General features: G+C 33.4%; 16 protein-coding genes. 9 read left to right on the forward strand and 7 right to left on the reverse strand.

What is annotated here, in order from left to right; genetic code table 11:
• The first annotated feature begins 81 nt into the window (after window positions 1-81).
• A complete protein-coding gene (pepT, locus tag AC5ZCW_RS13460; protein WP_496120378.1) occupies window positions 82-1,359 on the forward strand; it encodes a peptidase T in 1,278 nt (425 codons plus the stop codon).
• Between the two features lies 1 nt (window position 1,360).
• On the forward strand, window positions 1,361-1,948 hold the full coding sequence (locus AC5ZCW_RS13465; protein WP_281631758.1) for a YdeI/OmpD-associated family protein: 588 nt from the start codon (window positions 1,361-1,363) through the stop codon (window positions 1,946-1,948).
• A gap of 362 nt (window positions 1,949-2,310) precedes the next feature.
• Here the strand turns inward: AC5ZCW_RS13465 and yajC are convergent, their stop codons facing one another.
• The 3 genes from yajC to AC5ZCW_RS13480 all read right to left on the reverse strand — a co-directional run bounded on the left by yajC (window position 2,311) and on the right by AC5ZCW_RS13480 (window position 4,969).
• A complete protein-coding gene (gene yajC / locus AC5ZCW_RS13470) occupies window positions 2,311-2,586 on the reverse strand; it encodes a preprotein translocase subunit YajC (protein ID WP_008462186.1) in 276 nt (91 codons plus the stop codon).
• 77 nt (window positions 2,587-2,663) lie between these two features.
• Window positions 2,664-3,575 carry a transcription antitermination factor NusB gene (gene nusB, locus AC5ZCW_RS13475; protein ID WP_177210450.1) on the reverse strand — a complete coding sequence of 304 codons (912 nt, stop codon included), beginning with the start codon at window positions 3,573-3,575 and terminating at the stop codon, window positions 2,664-2,666.
• A 287-nt stretch (window positions 3,576-3,862) separates the two neighbouring features.
• On the reverse strand, window positions 3,863-4,969 hold the full coding sequence (locus tag AC5ZCW_RS13480; protein ID WP_343542397.1) for a Glu/Leu/Phe/Val family dehydrogenase: 1,107 nt from the start codon (window positions 4,967-4,969) through the stop codon (window positions 3,863-3,865).
• Between the two features lie 204 nt (window positions 4,970-5,173).
• Between AC5ZCW_RS13480 and AC5ZCW_RS13485 the strand changes: the two genes are divergently transcribed.
• The 4 genes from AC5ZCW_RS13485 to AC5ZCW_RS13500 all read left to right on the forward strand — a co-directional run bounded on the left by AC5ZCW_RS13485 (window position 5,174) and on the right by AC5ZCW_RS13500 (window position 8,940).
• Window positions 5,174-6,952: an ABC transporter ATP-binding protein gene (locus tag AC5ZCW_RS13485; protein WP_496120380.1), complete on the forward strand. Its 1,779-nt coding sequence runs from the start codon at window positions 5,174-5,176 to the stop codon at window positions 6,950-6,952.
• 68 nt (window positions 6,953-7,020) lie between these two features.
• Window positions 7,021-7,389, forward strand: a complete 369-nt coding sequence (locus AC5ZCW_RS13490; protein ID WP_177212505.1) for a PUR family DNA/RNA-binding protein — start codon at window positions 7,021-7,023, stop codon at window positions 7,387-7,389.
• 155 nt (window positions 7,390-7,544) lie between these two features.
• The gene (locus tag AC5ZCW_RS13495; protein ID WP_496120382.1) at window positions 7,545-8,369 is read left to right on the forward strand and encodes an alpha/beta hydrolase; all 825 of its coding nucleotides are present in this window, start codon (window positions 7,545-7,547) and stop codon (window positions 8,367-8,369) included.
• Between the two features lie 22 nt (window positions 8,370-8,391).
• On the forward strand, window positions 8,392-8,940 hold the full coding sequence (locus AC5ZCW_RS13500; protein WP_343542404.1) for an RBBP9/YdeN family alpha/beta hydrolase: 549 nt from the start codon (window positions 8,392-8,394) through the stop codon (window positions 8,938-8,940).
• Window positions 8,941-9,090: 150 nt separating this feature from the next.
• Here the strand turns inward: AC5ZCW_RS13500 and AC5ZCW_RS13505 are convergent, their stop codons facing one another.
• On the reverse strand, window positions 9,091-9,426 hold the full coding sequence (locus tag AC5ZCW_RS13505; protein ID WP_343542407.1) for a tRNA-binding protein: 336 nt from the start codon (window positions 9,424-9,426) through the stop codon (window positions 9,091-9,093).
• A gap of 129 nt (window positions 9,427-9,555) precedes the next feature.
• Here AC5ZCW_RS13505 and AC5ZCW_RS13510 point away from each other — a divergent pair, with 129 nt between their 5' ends.
• From AC5ZCW_RS13510 to AC5ZCW_RS13520, 3 genes are all read left to right on the forward strand, one after another.
• Window positions 9,556-10,449, forward strand: coding sequence for an alpha/beta fold hydrolase (locus tag AC5ZCW_RS13510; RefSeq protein WP_496120384.1), 894 nt, complete (start codon window positions 9,556-9,558; stop codon window positions 10,447-10,449).
• 126 nt (window positions 10,450-10,575) lie between these two features.
• A complete protein-coding gene (locus AC5ZCW_RS13515) occupies window positions 10,576-11,130 on the forward strand; it encodes a thioredoxin family protein (protein WP_496120386.1) in 555 nt (184 codons plus the stop codon).
• Window positions 11,131-11,511: 381 nt separating this feature from the next.
• Window positions 11,512-11,907: a GreA/GreB family elongation factor gene (locus tag AC5ZCW_RS13520; protein WP_095931379.1), complete on the forward strand. Its 396-nt coding sequence runs from the start codon at window positions 11,512-11,514 to the stop codon at window positions 11,905-11,907.
• A gap of 105 nt (window positions 11,908-12,012) precedes the next feature.
• Here AC5ZCW_RS13520 and AC5ZCW_RS13525 read toward each other — a convergent pair whose 3' ends face one another.
• From AC5ZCW_RS13525 to AC5ZCW_RS13535, 3 genes are all read right to left on the reverse strand, one after another.
• On the reverse strand, window positions 12,013-12,318 hold the full coding sequence (locus AC5ZCW_RS13525) for a cytochrome c (RefSeq protein ID WP_496120389.1): 306 nt from the start codon (window positions 12,316-12,318) through the stop codon (window positions 12,013-12,015).
• A gap of 101 nt (window positions 12,319-12,419) precedes the next feature.
• Window positions 12,420-13,352 carry a peptidylprolyl isomerase gene (locus AC5ZCW_RS13530; protein ID WP_281631748.1) on the reverse strand — a complete coding sequence of 311 codons (933 nt, stop codon included), beginning with the start codon at window positions 13,350-13,352 and terminating at the stop codon, window positions 12,420-12,422.
• Between the two features lie 42 nt (window positions 13,353-13,394).
• Entirely contained in the window at window positions 13,395-14,549 is a 1,155-nt protein-coding gene (locus AC5ZCW_RS13535) for an MFS transporter (protein WP_496120391.1), read from the reverse strand.
• Window positions 14,550-14,559 lie beyond the last annotated feature (10 nt).

A 14,559-nucleotide genomic window follows, 5' to 3' on the forward strand; every position in this document is an offset into this window, starting at 1 on the left:
TCCCTTTTTTTATTAATTCAGATATGGAAAGCTAAATTTCGTAGCAGAAAAATTTTCTATATTTGCTAAAAATCTAAAAAAATGCAACATATCATAGATCGTTTTATCAGTTATGTAACAATTGATACTGAATCGGATCCAAATTCACAAACCACGCCAAGCACACAAAAACAATGGAATCTTGCCAATAAACTAGTTGAAGAACTAAAAGCAATTGGACTTGAAGAGGTGACTATAGATGACAAAGCGTATATCATGGCGACACTTCCAAGCAATGTTGATCATGAAGTGCCAACGATTGGTTTTGTTTCTCACTTTGATACATCGCCAGACTTTAGCGGAGCAAATGTAAAACCGCAAATCGTTGAAAATTACGACGGAAAAGATATCGTTCTGAACGCTGAAAAAAACATTGTTTTATCTCCTGATTATTTTAAAGATTTACTGCAATATAAAGGTCAAACCATCATTACTACTGACGGAACAACGCTTTTAGGAGCAGATGATAAAGCCGGAATTACTGAAATTGTTTCGGCAATGGAATACCTGATTCAGCATCCTGAAATCAAACACGGAAAAATCAGAATCGGATTTACGCCAGATGAAGAAATCGGTCGCGGTGCGCATCATTTTGATGTTGAAAAATTTGGAGCACAATGGGCTTATACCATGGATGGAAGCCAAATTGGTGAATTAGAATATGAAAATTTCAACGCTGCTGGAGCAAAAATTACTTTTAAAGGTAAAAGCGTTCATCCAGGTTATGCAAAAGGAAAAATGATCAATTCTATGCTTTTAGCAAACGATTTTATCAATGAACTTCCAAAAGGCGAAACCCCACAAGAAACAAAAGGTTATGAAGGTTTCTTCCACGTTCATCACATTAAAGGAAATATTGAAGAAACAATTTTAGAATTAATTATTCGTGATCACAACAGAAAGAAATTCGAAAAACGAAAAGAATTGATTCACAAACTGACTAAACAATTCAATAAAAAATTCGCAAAGAAATTTGGCGAAGATATTGTAATCGCTGAAGTAAAAGATCAATATTACAATATGAAAGAAAAGGTTCTACCTGTAAAATATATTGTAGATATTGCCGAAAAAGCAATGAGAGAATTGAACATAAAACCAATCATTAAGCCAATTCGTGGCGGAACTGACGGTTCTCAACTGTCATTTATGGGATTGCCTTGTCCGAACATTTTTGCGGGCGGACATAATTTCCATGGAAAATACGAATATGTTCCTGCAGAAAGCATTCAGAAAGCTACTGATGTAATTGTAAAAATTGCCGAGCTGACAGCTATTCCAGGAATTTTTGATGCACCAGAAAAATCTAAAAGAAAAAGATAAAGTGGAACCGAATTCTGACAAAAAACACGTTTGGGACAAAGTCAATCAATGGGAAGAAGAACTTCTTTTCCTAAAATCAATTATTGACAAAACAGAACTGGTCGAAACCATAAAATGGGGAGGACCTATTTATGTCTACAACAAAAAAAATGTTATCGGAATTGGAGGTTTTAAAAATTATTTTGCCATTTGGTTTCTAAACGGTGTTTTTCTGAAAGATGAAAAAAAGAGACTAATCAACGCTCAAGAAGACAAAACAAAATCGATGCGTCAATGGCGTTTTACTTCAAAAGAGGAAGTAAATGAAAAAGAAGTTTTGGAGTATATTCACGAAGCGATAGAAAACGAAAAACAAGGAAAAGTCATTAAACCTTCTAAAAAAGAAGCTATTGTATCTGAACTTTTAGAAAAAGAAATGATTCAAAATCCAGCTTTAAAAGAAGCTTTTGAAAAGTTTTCTCCATACAAACAATATGAGTTTTTAGAATATATCGAAACGGCTAAACAGGAAAAAACTAAAATTTCAAGAATCGAAAAAGTGATTCCGATGATTTTGGCAAATGTTGGATTGAATGATAAATACAGGTAGTTTAAGTTTTAATATTTAAAATCCAAATTCTAAAACTGTTGTCATTCTGAACGAAGTCGAAGAACGAAACTATACGAGAACCTTTGTCAAAGTTTAAAGCTTTGACAAAGGTTTTTTCATAATAGAACACATATCATACAAACATAGCCCGTGGTTTCAACCACAGGAATACGGATTGTGATCATGATAATGATTGCGTCCCGTCGTTGAAACCGCGGGCTATATTTTTCATACAATGAATTAAAGTCTTTGAGGAGCTACTTGCGAAGATTTCTCTCTTCGCTCGAAATGACAAAACAAGGCACAAAAAAATCCCAAACTCCTTTTGGGATTTGGGATTTCTAAAATATTGTAATTTAAAATTAAGCTTTTTTATTCAAAGCCGCGCTCAATTCTAAAGAGATTGCAGAACGCTCTAATTTTAATTTTCCAGACATTGTTTCAATTACAACAGTAGTTTCTGCTAATTCAGCTATTTTACCGTGAAAACCACTTTTTGTAACTATTTTATCACCTACTTTTAGGTTGCTTTCAAATTCTTTTTCGTTTTTAGCTCTTTTTTGCTGTGGTCTAATCATGAAGAAATAGATTACCACAAACATTAAAAGAAATGGCGCAAATTGAGATAATTGTCCCATAATTTAAATTTGTTTTTGATTTATATTTAATATTCTTTTTTTGGAATTTGGAATTTAAAAATTGATTATTTTAAATCTTACATTAACCCTCTTCCTACTTTTACCATTTTTTTATTGGCAGTCAGTTCCTTAACAAGATTATCTAAAATTCCGTTGATAAAAATACTACTTTTTGGTGTAGAATACTCTTTTGCAATTTCTAAATATTCGTTAAGAGTTACTTTTACTGGAATTGAAGGGAATTTAATAAACTCGCAAATTGCCATTTTTAGAATAATAGTATCAATTTCGGCAATACGATCACTGTCCCAATTTGGTGTTTTATCTTCGTATTCTTTTGCAAAAGCAGTTTCGTTTAGAATTGTTCTTCTAAATAAATCTTTTGCAAAATCTTTATCCTCAACATCTTTATACAATTTAGGCACTCTAAAATCGTCTGGATCTTCTGTTTTGATAGCCTTCAATTGTTTCACAATATGCGTATTTACGACAGGAATATCATCAACCCAAGTCAATTTATCATCCTCCAAATACTCATATAATTTTTCGTTTGGCACAATAACATTTTCAAACAAATCAATAATAAATTGTCTGTCTTCTTCAAACGTATTTACGTTATTGCTCATGTACTTTTTGTAGATATCACTTGCTTTAACATCATTTAAAAGCAAAATGATATAATCATCGTTTAAAGACCAGTTATTGATTTTACGATTTTCTAAAGCAATACTAAGAGAATTACTTTCTGCTAAAAGCTGGAAGATTTTGTTTTTGATGAACTTTTCGTTCGGATTACGTTCTGCTGCAGTAGCGAGGTGTTTTTTACTTGACAGATGCAAATAGACAGCTTCTTTTTTGCAAATTTCTATCAATGAAGAAAGCATTATAAGATATAAGTCCTGAATATTATCTATGCTATAAAAAAGAAATTTTTCTTCTTTTTCCATATTATCAGAACCGCTTTGGTGCATTGCATAAATGGATTGCATTACTTTAACGCGTATGTGTCTTCTATTTACCACCGTGTAAGAACATTTAAAAATTAGTCTGCAAAAGTATAACTTTTGATGCGTATTTTAAAATTAATTCGTAAAAAAGTGGTCTTTTTAGTGGTCAGTTTTCAGAATTTAGTGGTCAGTCTCTATTTATAGTGGAGTGTGATCAGTTTTTAGTGAACAGTGCCAAACATTCGCAAAAAAAATCTCAGTTTACAGCATAAACTGCAAACTGAGACTTTAAGACTGAACACTTAAGAAAGTGAACACTGAACACTTAATTACTTCTTAGCGTTCTCGATTCTTCTTTGATCGATACGGTTTTGAGCAATTGTAAGTGCCGCTTTATGCGTTGTAATATTATTTTTAGCTGCAAAATCTATAATTTCTAAAGTAGTATTATAGATATTTTCTGTTTTGCTCATAATTTCAGCTTTACCGTAGTTTGCTAATTCAGCATAAACATTGATGATTCCACCAGCGTTGATTAAGAAATCTGGGGCGTATAAAATACCTCTTTCTTGTAATCTTGCACCATGAACATTCTCATCTGCTAATTGATTGTTTGCTGCACCAGCAATGACTTTTGCTTTAATTTTATCTACTGTAGCATCATTAATTGTTGCTCCCATTGCACATGGTGCATAGATATCAACATCTGCAGTATACAAATCTTCACCTGTATAAATTGCAGCATTGTATTTTGAAGCTACTTGATATAATTTTTCTTCGTTAATATCGGTAATAGTAACCTGTGCTCCTTCTTTAGTTAAATAATCAACCAAAGTCTCACCCACGTGTCCAATTCCTTGTACCAAAACTTTTTTACCTTCTAAAACATCAGTTCCAAACTGACTTTTAGCAGCAGCTTTCATACCTAAATATACACCGTAAGCAGTAATAGGAGAAGGGTTTCCAGAACCACCTCTTTCTTCAGAAATTCCCGTAACATAAGGCGTTACATCTCTTACTGTGTCCATGTCTTTAGTTTCCATTCCGACATCCTCAGCAGTAATATATCTTCCGCTTAATGAGTGAACGAATTCACCAAACTTACGCATTAATTCAGGCGTTTTCTGAGTTTTAGCATCGCCAATAATTACAGCTTTACCTCCACCAATATTAAGTCCAGTAATAGCAGATTTAAACGTCATACCTCTTGAAAGGCGTAAAACATCGTTTAAAGCTTCCCATTCTGTGTTATAATTCCACATTCTGGTTCCTCCCAAAGCTGGCCCCATAACCGAATTATGAATACCAATAATTGCTTTTAAACCTGTATCTTTGTCATTGCAAAATACAATTTGTTCGTGATCGTCAAAAGATAATTGACCAAAAACAGGATCCATTTTTTGAAGTTCCTTTCCAGTTGCGAAAGTTGCATCCATAGCGCTAGTATTAATTAGGTTAAAATTATGAATTCGTCAAAAAGACAACTCAAACATAATTAAAAAATACATATGTGCTAATTTTTTATCTTTAAAATAACAATATTACAATCCAATTGTTTTGATTAAATCGCAAATTATTATAATTTTATTTAACAATAATTCTTAAATCCAAAACAATTCAACATCATATTTCTTAAAAAAATGAAAGAATTAAGCTATTTAAACAAATATTTCATTAAATATAAATACAGTTTCTCGCTTGGTATTTTAATCACCATAATCGCACAAATATTTTCTCTATTTACTCCAAAACTGATCAGCAAGTCTTTAAACGCTATTGAGAATTTTGACAAATTATCTGCCGCAGAGCAAAAATCGGAAATAGTAATCGCAACTTTTCGTCAGGATCTCATTCATAATGTGCTACTTATTATTGGAACAACCATTGTAGCTGGATTTTTAACCTTTTTAATGCGTCAGACCTTAATTGTAATGTCTCGCCATATTGAATTTGATTTAAAAAATGAAGTTTTTAGACAATATGAGAATCTTTCGCAAAATTTCTACAAACAAAATAGAACTGGAGATTTGATGAACCGTATTAGCGAAGACGTTTCAAAAGTTCGTATGTATGTTGGGCCAGCAGTAATGTATACTATAAATACAGCTATCCGTTTCGCGATTGTCATATTATATATGTATAATGTATCGCCGCTTCTTACCTTATATACTATACTGCCTTTGCCGATTCTTTCGTATTGTATTTTTAAATTAAGCTCTGAAATCAATAAACGAAGCACGACGTTCCAACAATACCTTTCTAAGGTTTCGAGTTTTACACAAGAAATATTTTCAGGAATTCGAGTTATAAAAGCGTATTCTTTAGAAAATCAGCATCAAAATAATATGGTTGATTTGGCTGAAGAAAGCAAACGTAAGAGTTTAAGCCTAGCAAGAGTACAATCTTTATTTGGGCCTTTAATGATCGCCCTTATCGGAATCAGTAATTTGGTTGTAATATATTTTGGAGGTGTAATGTATATTAATGGAAGCATTCCTAATATTGGAACCATCGCAGAATTTATTCTATATGTAAACATGCTAACTTGGCCAGTTGCTTCTTTAGGATGGGTTTCCTCTATGGTTCAGGAAGCAGAAGCTTCGCAAAAACGCTTGAATGAATTCTTGAAAATTGAACCAGAAATTAAAAACAATAACCAAAACACTTCAGAAATCCAAGGAAACATCTCTTTCGAAAATGTTTCTTTCACTTATGATGACACCAACATTGAAGCTTTAAAAAATGTTTCTTTTACAGTAAAAAAAGGAGAAACATTGGCCATCCTCGGAAAAACAGGTTCTGGAAAATCGACTATTCTTTCTTTGATTTCGAGATTGTATGATGTCACAGAAGGTGAAGTTAAAATTGACGGAAACGAAATCAGTACTTTAAACTTGAATGATCTTCGAAATAATATCGGAATCGTACCTCAGGATGCCTTCTTGTTTTCGGATACTATTAAAAACAATATCAAATTCGGAAATCAGAATGCAACTGACGAAGAAGTAATCGAAGCTGCTAAAAACGCTGTGGTTCATGATAACATTATTGCCTTTAACAAACAGTACGACACTGTTTTAGGAGAAAGAGGAATTACGCTTTCGGGCGGACAAAAACAACGTGTTTCTATTGCAAGAGCCATTATTAAAAACCCAGCGATTTTACTTTTTGACGATTGTCTGTCTGCTGTTGATACTGAAACCGAAGAAATGATTTTGAATAATTTGTTCGAAATTTCTAAAGACAAAACAACCATAATTGTAAGTCATCGAGTATCATCTGCCAAGAATGCAGATAAAATTATTATACTTGAAGATGGTAAGATAATTCAACAAGGTTCTCATAATCAATTAATAAATCAAGAAGGTTATTATGCATCGTTATATTTAAAACAACTTTCGGAAAAAGAATTACTTTAATTGTTGCGTAATAGATAATTTTTTATGATTTTTGAGTACTATTAATTCCAAAAATGATAGAACGTATTATGAGAGAAAATGACATGTTAGAAAAAGAAGAGATTTTTTCTAAAGTATTACGCGCAGGAAGAAGAACTTATTTCTTTGATGTGAGAGCTACCAAAGCTGATGATTATTATATCACGATTACAGAAAGCAAAAAATTTACTGAAGAAGATGGTTCTTTTCACTTCAAAAAACACAAAATCTACTTATACAAAGAAGATTTTAGTGCTTTCTCTGAAATATTAGAAGAAATGACTTCTTATGTTTTAAACCACAAAGGCGAAGAAGTAATTTCTGAAAGACACCAAAAAGATTTTAAAAAAGAATATAGCTCTGAAAAGAGTGAAAGCCAAAGATCTAGTTTTACAGATATTGATTTTGATGATATTTAAATCCAAAATCATCTACATAAAGTAGAAGTCCAATTTGTTATGCATTTTGGACTTTTTTTATATATTTATGTTTCGAGATGTGAATTGTAAAATGTGAGACGTACGATTCATGCAACTTTACCTCTAACAATTTCACAAATTACATTTTACTTCTGATGAAAAAATTAATTATTCTCCTAAGTTTCTTCCTTTACGGAATTTCGCTATCTGCCCAAAATTTAGAATACGAAACAAAAAGCAATATTCAATATTATAGTGCAGCTGTAAACAAAACCGATAAATACATCAACGAAAGATGTGTTCTAGATATTTATTATCCAAAAAATAAAACTGGATTTGCTACAATCGTTTGGTTCCACGGCGGCGGATTAACTGGCGGAAACAAAGAAATTCCCGAGGCTTTAAAAAATAAAGGTTTTGCCATTATTGGTGTTAATTACAGACTATCTCCAAAAGCGAAAGCTGAAAAAGCAATTGAAGATGCAGCCGCAGCAGTTGCTTGGACTTTCAACAATATTGCAAATTATGGTGGTGATAAATCTTTAATTTTTGTTTCTGGACACTCTGCAGGAGGATATTTAGGAATGATGATTGGTCTGGATAAAAAATATCTTCAAAAAGAAAACATTGATGCCAATCAGATTGCTGGTCTTATTCCGTTTAGTGGACAATGCATTACGCATTTTGAAATTAGACGAGAAAACGGCATTCCTGAAAAACAGCCTACAATTGACCAATTTGCTCCTTTATATCACGTTCGTGCCGATGCTTCGCCAATGTTATTAATTACTGGAGATCGCGAACTAGAAATGCTTGGGCGTTACGAGGAAAACGCGTATATGGCCAGAATGATGAAACTGGTTGGACATACACAAACTAAATTATATGAATTAGACGGTTACGGACATGGAATGACAGAACCTGGTTTTCCGCTTTTAGTTAATGAAGTAAACCGAATTTTAAAAGAACGTAAAAAATAATCACTAAATAAAATCCACGGCAATGGAGACACAACTATTAATTATACCAGGACTTGGAGATTCTGGAGAAAAACACTGGCAAACCTTTTGGCATAAGAAATTTGAAAATTCAATTCGCGTTGTACAAGACAACTGGGACGAACCTGTTCGTGAAGAATGGCTTGAAAGATTAAATGAGAATATTTCAAAACTTAACAAACCAACTATTTTAGTAGCGCATAGTTTGGCAGTTTCGTTGGTTCTGCATTGGGCAGAAAAATACAACAATCCCAATATTATTGGCGCTTTTTTGGTCGCTCCTGCTGATGTAGATTCACCTCAACATACGCCAGAATGCACAAGAAACTTCTCGCCTATTCCGCTTTATAAATTACCTTTTCCGTCTGTAGTCGTTGCAAGCGAAAATGATCCTTACGCTTCTTTTGAAAGAAAAAAACTCTTTGCCGAAAAATGGGGAAGTGATTTTGTAAATATTGGTCAACAAGGACACATTAACTCTGATTCTGATTTAAAGTATTGGGAGGAAGGACAGGAGATACTACAGAAGTTAATTAAAAAGACAAACCTTTAATTTAACCGCAAAGAGCGCAAAGATCTACGCAAAAAACGCAAGCTTTATGCGAAGTCTTTATCAATTAAAGTTCACAAAGCTTTGCGCTATTAACTTTGCGAATCTTGCGTAAGCCTTTGCGGTCTTTGCGGTTAAAACTAAGGATTAAAACTATCCTATACGTAGTCCATTAGGAATCTTAAAATCAGGAGCCAATAAAATTACGTCTCCCTCCTCTCCTACTGCACCCAAAACAAGGCATTCACTCATAAATTTTCCAATTTGTTTTTTCGGGAAATTGACAACCGCAACAATCTGACGATTAACTAAATCTTCCTTCTGATATCTTTTAGTAATTTGTGCAGATGATTTTCTAATTCCGATTTCTGAACCAAAATCTATCGTTAATTGATACGCAGGTTTTCTTGCTTCAGGAAAATCATTGACTTCAACAATAGTTCCTACGCGCATATCGGTGCGCTCAAATTCGTTCCAGGTTAAATCCATTTTTAATTGTATTATTTACAAACCTATAAATTTTGTAATTAATGCACCTAATTCTATAACCAATTTCTTTTTCTTAAATCTAATTTTACGAGAAGAAAAATGAAAAACACTCACGTAAAAAGATATAACATGGAACATACTGAACCAAATGCATGCATGTCAATTAAAGATTTTGAATCTAATTTAAAACAGGTTCATACTGATAAATATATAGAAACTGCTCAAAATGTAAGGCTGTATGTAAAGGATTATGGTCAGGGAAAACCCGTTATCCTAATTCACGGCTGGCCACTTTCGAATGAAATGTGGGAATATCAAATAGACCATCTTGTCCAAAATAATTATAGAGTAATCGCTTACGACCGACGCGGGTTCGGAAAATCTTCTCAGCCTTGGGATGGCTACGATTACGATACTTTGACTGATGATCTTAAAGAAATTATTGAGCAATTAGAGTTGGAAAATGTAACTCTGGTTGGTTTCTCAATGGGCGGTGGCGAAGTAGTTCGTTATTTCAGTCGTCATGGCGGAAAAGGCGTTACCAAAGCAGCTTTGATCTCGTCGATTATTCCATTTCTGCTAAAAACTCACGATAATCCTGACGGACATCCAAAAGAAAAAAGCGAAAATACTGCCGCAGCAATAAAAGAAGACAGAATAGGATTTATTGATAATTTCGGAAAAACGTTTTTTGGGGTCAATATTATCAACAAACCTTTAAGCACTCCTTTATTAGAATATTACAGAGCTTTATGTTCAGTGGCTTCTCCAAGAGCTACTTTAAAATGTGCTGAATCTTTTTCTTATACTGATTTTAGAGATGAATTAGATTTTATAAAAGTTCCAACTCTGATTATTCATGGTGACGACGATAAAATTGTTCCAATCGACCTTACTTCAAGAAAAGCAGCAAAATCAATTGCAAATAATACTTATATCGAATATGAAGGCGCACCTCATGGTCTCTTTTATACAGATAGAGACAAATTAAATGAAAATTTACTGGAATTTTTGAATTCATAAAACTTAAAAAAGTATCCAAAGAAGCAAGCTGTTGTAGCTAACTGCTTTCTTTGGATACTTTTTATTCTTGTGCTCTTTTATTTACAGATTTTTAAAGCTACTTTTGAAAATCAAATTTCGAATAAAATGGCACGAACTGAATCAACAATGCTTCCTTTAGGAACAGTTGCACCTGATTTTTATTTAAAAGACACTAATTCTAATAATAGCTATTCTTTTGAAGATTTAAAAGGTTCAAAAGGTACTTTGGTTATGTTTATTTGCAACCATTGTCCGTTTGTGCATCACGTAATAAGCGAAATTGTAATGATTGCCAATGATTATCGTGTTCAGGGATTAGGAGTAATCGCTATTTCAAGCAATGATGTTGTTAAATATCCACAAGATAGCCCAGAATTAATGACTGAATTTGCAATGGAAAACAAAATAGATTTTCCGTACTTGTATGATGAAAGCCAAGAAACGGCAAAAGCATATCAGGCTGCCTGCACGCCAGACTTTTACTTGTTTGATAATCAAGACAAATTATTTTATCGCGGTCAGCTAGATGATTCGAGACCAGGCAACGGAATTCCACTTAGCGGAAGCGATCTGAGAGGCGCTATAGATGCCTTAATTTACAACAGAAGTTTAAAGGAACCACAAAAGCCAAGTTTAGGCTGTGGCATTAAATGGAAGTAAAAACTCACTAAATTCAAAAAGATTCCGTATCTTTGTAAATCAATTTAATCCCCCTTATGGGAAATAAAACACCATTTACAGCTTCTATAAAGTCGTTTTGCCTAGCAAAACCACTACCTGCTGTAATTATTTCACATAATAAGGCCTTTATTTTTTAGGCCTCCGTCTACTTCACTTTTCTTCTTTTTGACGGAGGATTTACATCAGCTTAAGCATTTACTTATTTGACAAAAATCAATTTTTGATCAGATATTTTTTTTTTGTTTTTCAGATTAAACATTTCGATTCTGTCTTTTTTAAGACTCTGAAATTTTTAGTTTGTAAATTACTCTAAGAAGAAAAAATCAGTTAAAATTTTATAATAATAAATTCAATATAGATATGAAACCAACACCCACTTTCTGTAAATCAGATTATCAATTTTTAAGAGAATTGATTTTAAAAAGTAAAAACTCAACAAATACTAAAGAAGCCAATCAGCTTTCGCAAGAATTAGATCGCGCTGTAATTAGTAAAGAAAGCGAGCTCGACAGTTCGGTAATCCGAATCAATTCATTTGTAACAATAGAAGATGTAAAGGCCAAGAAACAAATGAAAATTCAAATCGTTTTACCTTCTGCAGCAGACGTAAAACAATCTAAAATATCAATTCTAGCACCTTTAAGTGTTGCGATTATTGGTTTTAAAGAAAATGACGAAGTGGATTGGGAATTACCTGCTGGCATCAAAACTTTAAAAGTAATAGCTGTAGACAATTCGGCTGTACATCATTCTTAAATTTTAAAACACCTCATTCTGTGACGGTGTTTTTTTATATCTATTTGAAAATAAAAAAAACTGTTCCATTGAACAGTTTTTTTATACTTCTTTTTAAAATTCAAATTACAATTGCGAATCAATATAATTTGTAATTGAAGCCATTTGAGTATCATCTATTTTTGCTTTTTTACCCATTTTCACCAAAATCGGAGTCCATTCTTCTTTTGTGAATTTTTTAGGTTCAAACAACTTATGGCATTTAGCACAATTGTTTTCATAAAGGTTTTTACCCTCAGCCAATGCAGGCGTTAATTCTGTTGCTTTTGTTTCTTTTCCTGCAGTAGGAGCTTCTGCAACAGCCGTTTTTTTCGTACCACATGCTGCTGCAAGCAACATGATAGCCATTAAACTTAAGATTGTTTTTTTCATTTCTTGGTCTTGTTTTTTAATTCAAGTAAATATAAAAAAATCCCATACGCCGTAGCATATGGGATTATTATTTAAAACAATACTAAATTGCTTGTAAACTCTTATTTTACGTCCATTAATTCAACGTCAAAAATCAAAGTTGCATTTGGTGGAATCACTCCTCCTGCACCAGATGGACCGTAAGCTAAATCAGAAGGGATTACAAAACGAGCTTTGTCTCCAACTTGCAATAGAGCGATACCTTCGTCCCATCCTTCGATAACTTGTCCGATTCCTAATTTGAATTCGATTGGTTTTTTACGTGGGTAAGAAGAATCAAATACTTTTCCGTTTTCTAAAGATCCTTCGTAGTGAACAGAAACTGTTTTTCCAGCTTCAGCTTTTTTACCTTCACCTTTTTGGATCATTTTATAACGCAAACCGCTTTCTGTTTTATCAAAACCAGCAGCTAATTGTTCCATTTTTGCTTCAGATTCCGCTTTTAAAGCTGCTTCTCTTTTAAGACGAGCACCTTTTAAACCAATAAAAGCTTCAATTGCATTCCATTTTTGAGCTTCATCTCCAACTCTGATAATTTCAACAGACTCTAAATTATCACCTTGAGCAACAGCATCAACAATATCTTGTCCTTCAATAACATGTCCAAAAACAGTGTGTTTGTTATCTAACCAAGGAGTTGGAACGTGAGTAATGAAGAATTGAGAACCATTACTTCCGGGGCCAGAGTTTGCCATAGATAAAACTCCTGGACGATCGTGTTTTAAACTTGGGTGAAATTCGTCATCAAATTTGTAACCTGGATCTCCAGTCCCAGTTCCTTTTGGACAACCACCTTGAATCATGAAATCTGCAATTACTCTGTGAAAAGTTAATCCGTCATAGAATTTTTGTCCTTGAGGTTTCACTTTATTCTCCATATTTCCTTCTGCAAGAGCAACAAAGTTACCTACAGTTCCCGGTGTCAAATCATGTGTCAATTTTACTAAAATTGAACCTTTGCTAGTATTGAATTTAGCGTATATTCCGTTTTCCATGTTGTTATTTTTAATTTGAACGCAAATTTACAAATTAATTTTTTAATCAATTTGAGCTTTCGCTTTTTTAGACTTTGATTTATATGTGAATCCATAAATCGTTAATGACAATAATGATAGGACCATACAACCAATTGTCACGTATGGCCATCCGCCCATTTTCCACAACAATAAACCGTATGCCGATCCCGCTGCTGTTCCTAAAAAGGTAAGCGACATAAATACAGTATTTAATCTGTTTCTTGCTTCTGGCAATAGAGAATACACTCTTGTTTGATTAGAAATGTGAACACCTTGAATTCCGATATCAATAAACACAATTCCGATTGCGATTCCAATTACACTTTCAATAGCAAAATAAAATACTATAAAGCTTATCAAGACCAATAAACAGCCATAACCAACTGCAATTCTAGAATTTCCTTTGTCTCCCAATTTACCAACAAGAGGCGCTGCTAAAGCTCCAGAAGCACCAACGATTCCGAATAAACCAATTGTAGCACTATTAAAATCGAATGGTTTGCCAGAAAGTAAAAGCACCATTGTAGTCCAAAATGCTCCAAACTGAGCAAAACTGAAAACATTAATTGCTGTTGCTTCACGCAAAACAGGTTGTGTTTTTATAAGAGTAAATAAAGACTTAATTAATTGTCCGTAAGTCCCCTGAAACTGTGGTTTATTGTATGGAAACTTGCTTTGAATTACAAAAAAGATCAAAAGACAGATTCCGGCAGCGATGTAAAACATGGATCTCCAGCCTAACACTTGGCCGATAAAGCCGCTTAAAGTTCGCGAAAGCAAAATTCCGACTAAAAGTCCGCTCATGATTGTTCCAACAACTTTTCCTCTTTGTTCAGGCGCGCTCAAAGAAGCTGCCAAAGGCAAGATAAGCTGTGGCACAATCGAGGTGATTCCGATTAACAACGAAGCGATTTGTAAAACAAGAAAACTTTTTGCTGTTGCTGCAATCAGTAAGGCAATTACAGTAGCAGAAGTGGTCATTAAAATTTGCCTTTTTCGTTCTATTTTATCACCAAGCGGCACCATAAAAAACAATCCGATTGCGTAACCTGCTTGAGTTAGATAGGTTATTGTTCCGGCGCTGGCTTCAGGAATTTTAAATTCGTTGGCAATTAAAACAATTAAGGGCTGGCAGTAATAAAGATTTGCAACTATAAGACCAGTGCAAACTGCCATAAACAGTACA

It is taken from the genome of Flavobacterium sp. PLA-DH12 (assembly GCF_059511845.1).

Bases quoted from the DNA above. Each gene is read 5' to 3' on its own strand.
- pepT (WP_496120378.1), top strand. From the start codon at position 82: ATGCAACATATCATAGATCGTTTTATCAGTTATGTAACAATTGATACT.
- yajC (WP_008462186.1), bottom strand. From the start codon at position 2,586: ATGGGACAATTATCTCAATTTGCGCCATTTCTTTTAATGTTTGTGGTA.
- nusB (WP_177210450.1), bottom strand. From the start codon at position 3,575: ATGCAATCCATTTATGCAATGCACCAAAGCGGTTCTGATAATATGGAA.
- AC5ZCW_RS13480 (WP_343542397.1), bottom strand. From the start codon at position 4,969: ATGGATGCAACTTTCGCAACTGGAAAGGAACTTCAAAAAATGGATCCT.
- AC5ZCW_RS13485 (WP_496120380.1), top strand. From the start codon at position 5,174: ATGAAAGAATTAAGCTATTTAAACAAATATTTCATTAAATATAAATAC.
- AC5ZCW_RS13490 (WP_177212505.1), top strand. From the start codon at position 7,021: ATGAGAGAAAATGACATGTTAGAAAAAGAAGAGATTTTTTCTAAAGTA.
- AC5ZCW_RS13495 (WP_496120382.1), top strand. From the start codon at position 7,545: ATGAAAAAATTAATTATTCTCCTAAGTTTCTTCCTTTACGGAATTTCG.
- AC5ZCW_RS13500 (WP_343542404.1), top strand. From the start codon at position 8,392: ATGGAGACACAACTATTAATTATACCAGGACTTGGAGATTCTGGAGAA.
- AC5ZCW_RS13505 (WP_343542407.1), bottom strand. From the start codon at position 9,426: ATGGATTTAACCTGGAACGAATTTGAGCGCACCGATATGCGCGTAGGA.
- AC5ZCW_RS13510 (WP_496120384.1), top strand. From the start codon at position 9,556: ATGGAACATACTGAACCAAATGCATGCATGTCAATTAAAGATTTTGAA.
- AC5ZCW_RS13515 (WP_496120386.1), top strand. From the start codon at position 10,576: ATGGCACGAACTGAATCAACAATGCTTCCTTTAGGAACAGTTGCACCT.
- AC5ZCW_RS13520 (WP_095931379.1), top strand. From the start codon at position 11,512: ATGAAACCAACACCCACTTTCTGTAAATCAGATTATCAATTTTTAAGA.
- AC5ZCW_RS13525 (WP_496120389.1), bottom strand. From the start codon at position 12,318: ATGAAAAAAACAATCTTAAGTTTAATGGCTATCATGTTGCTTGCAGCA.
- AC5ZCW_RS13530 (WP_281631748.1), bottom strand. From the start codon at position 13,352: ATGGAAAACGGAATATACGCTAAATTCAATACTAGCAAAGGTTCAATT.
- AC5ZCW_RS13535 (WP_496120391.1), bottom strand. From the start codon at position 14,549: ATGGCAGTTTGCACTGGTCTTATAGTTGCAAATCTTTATTACTGCCAG.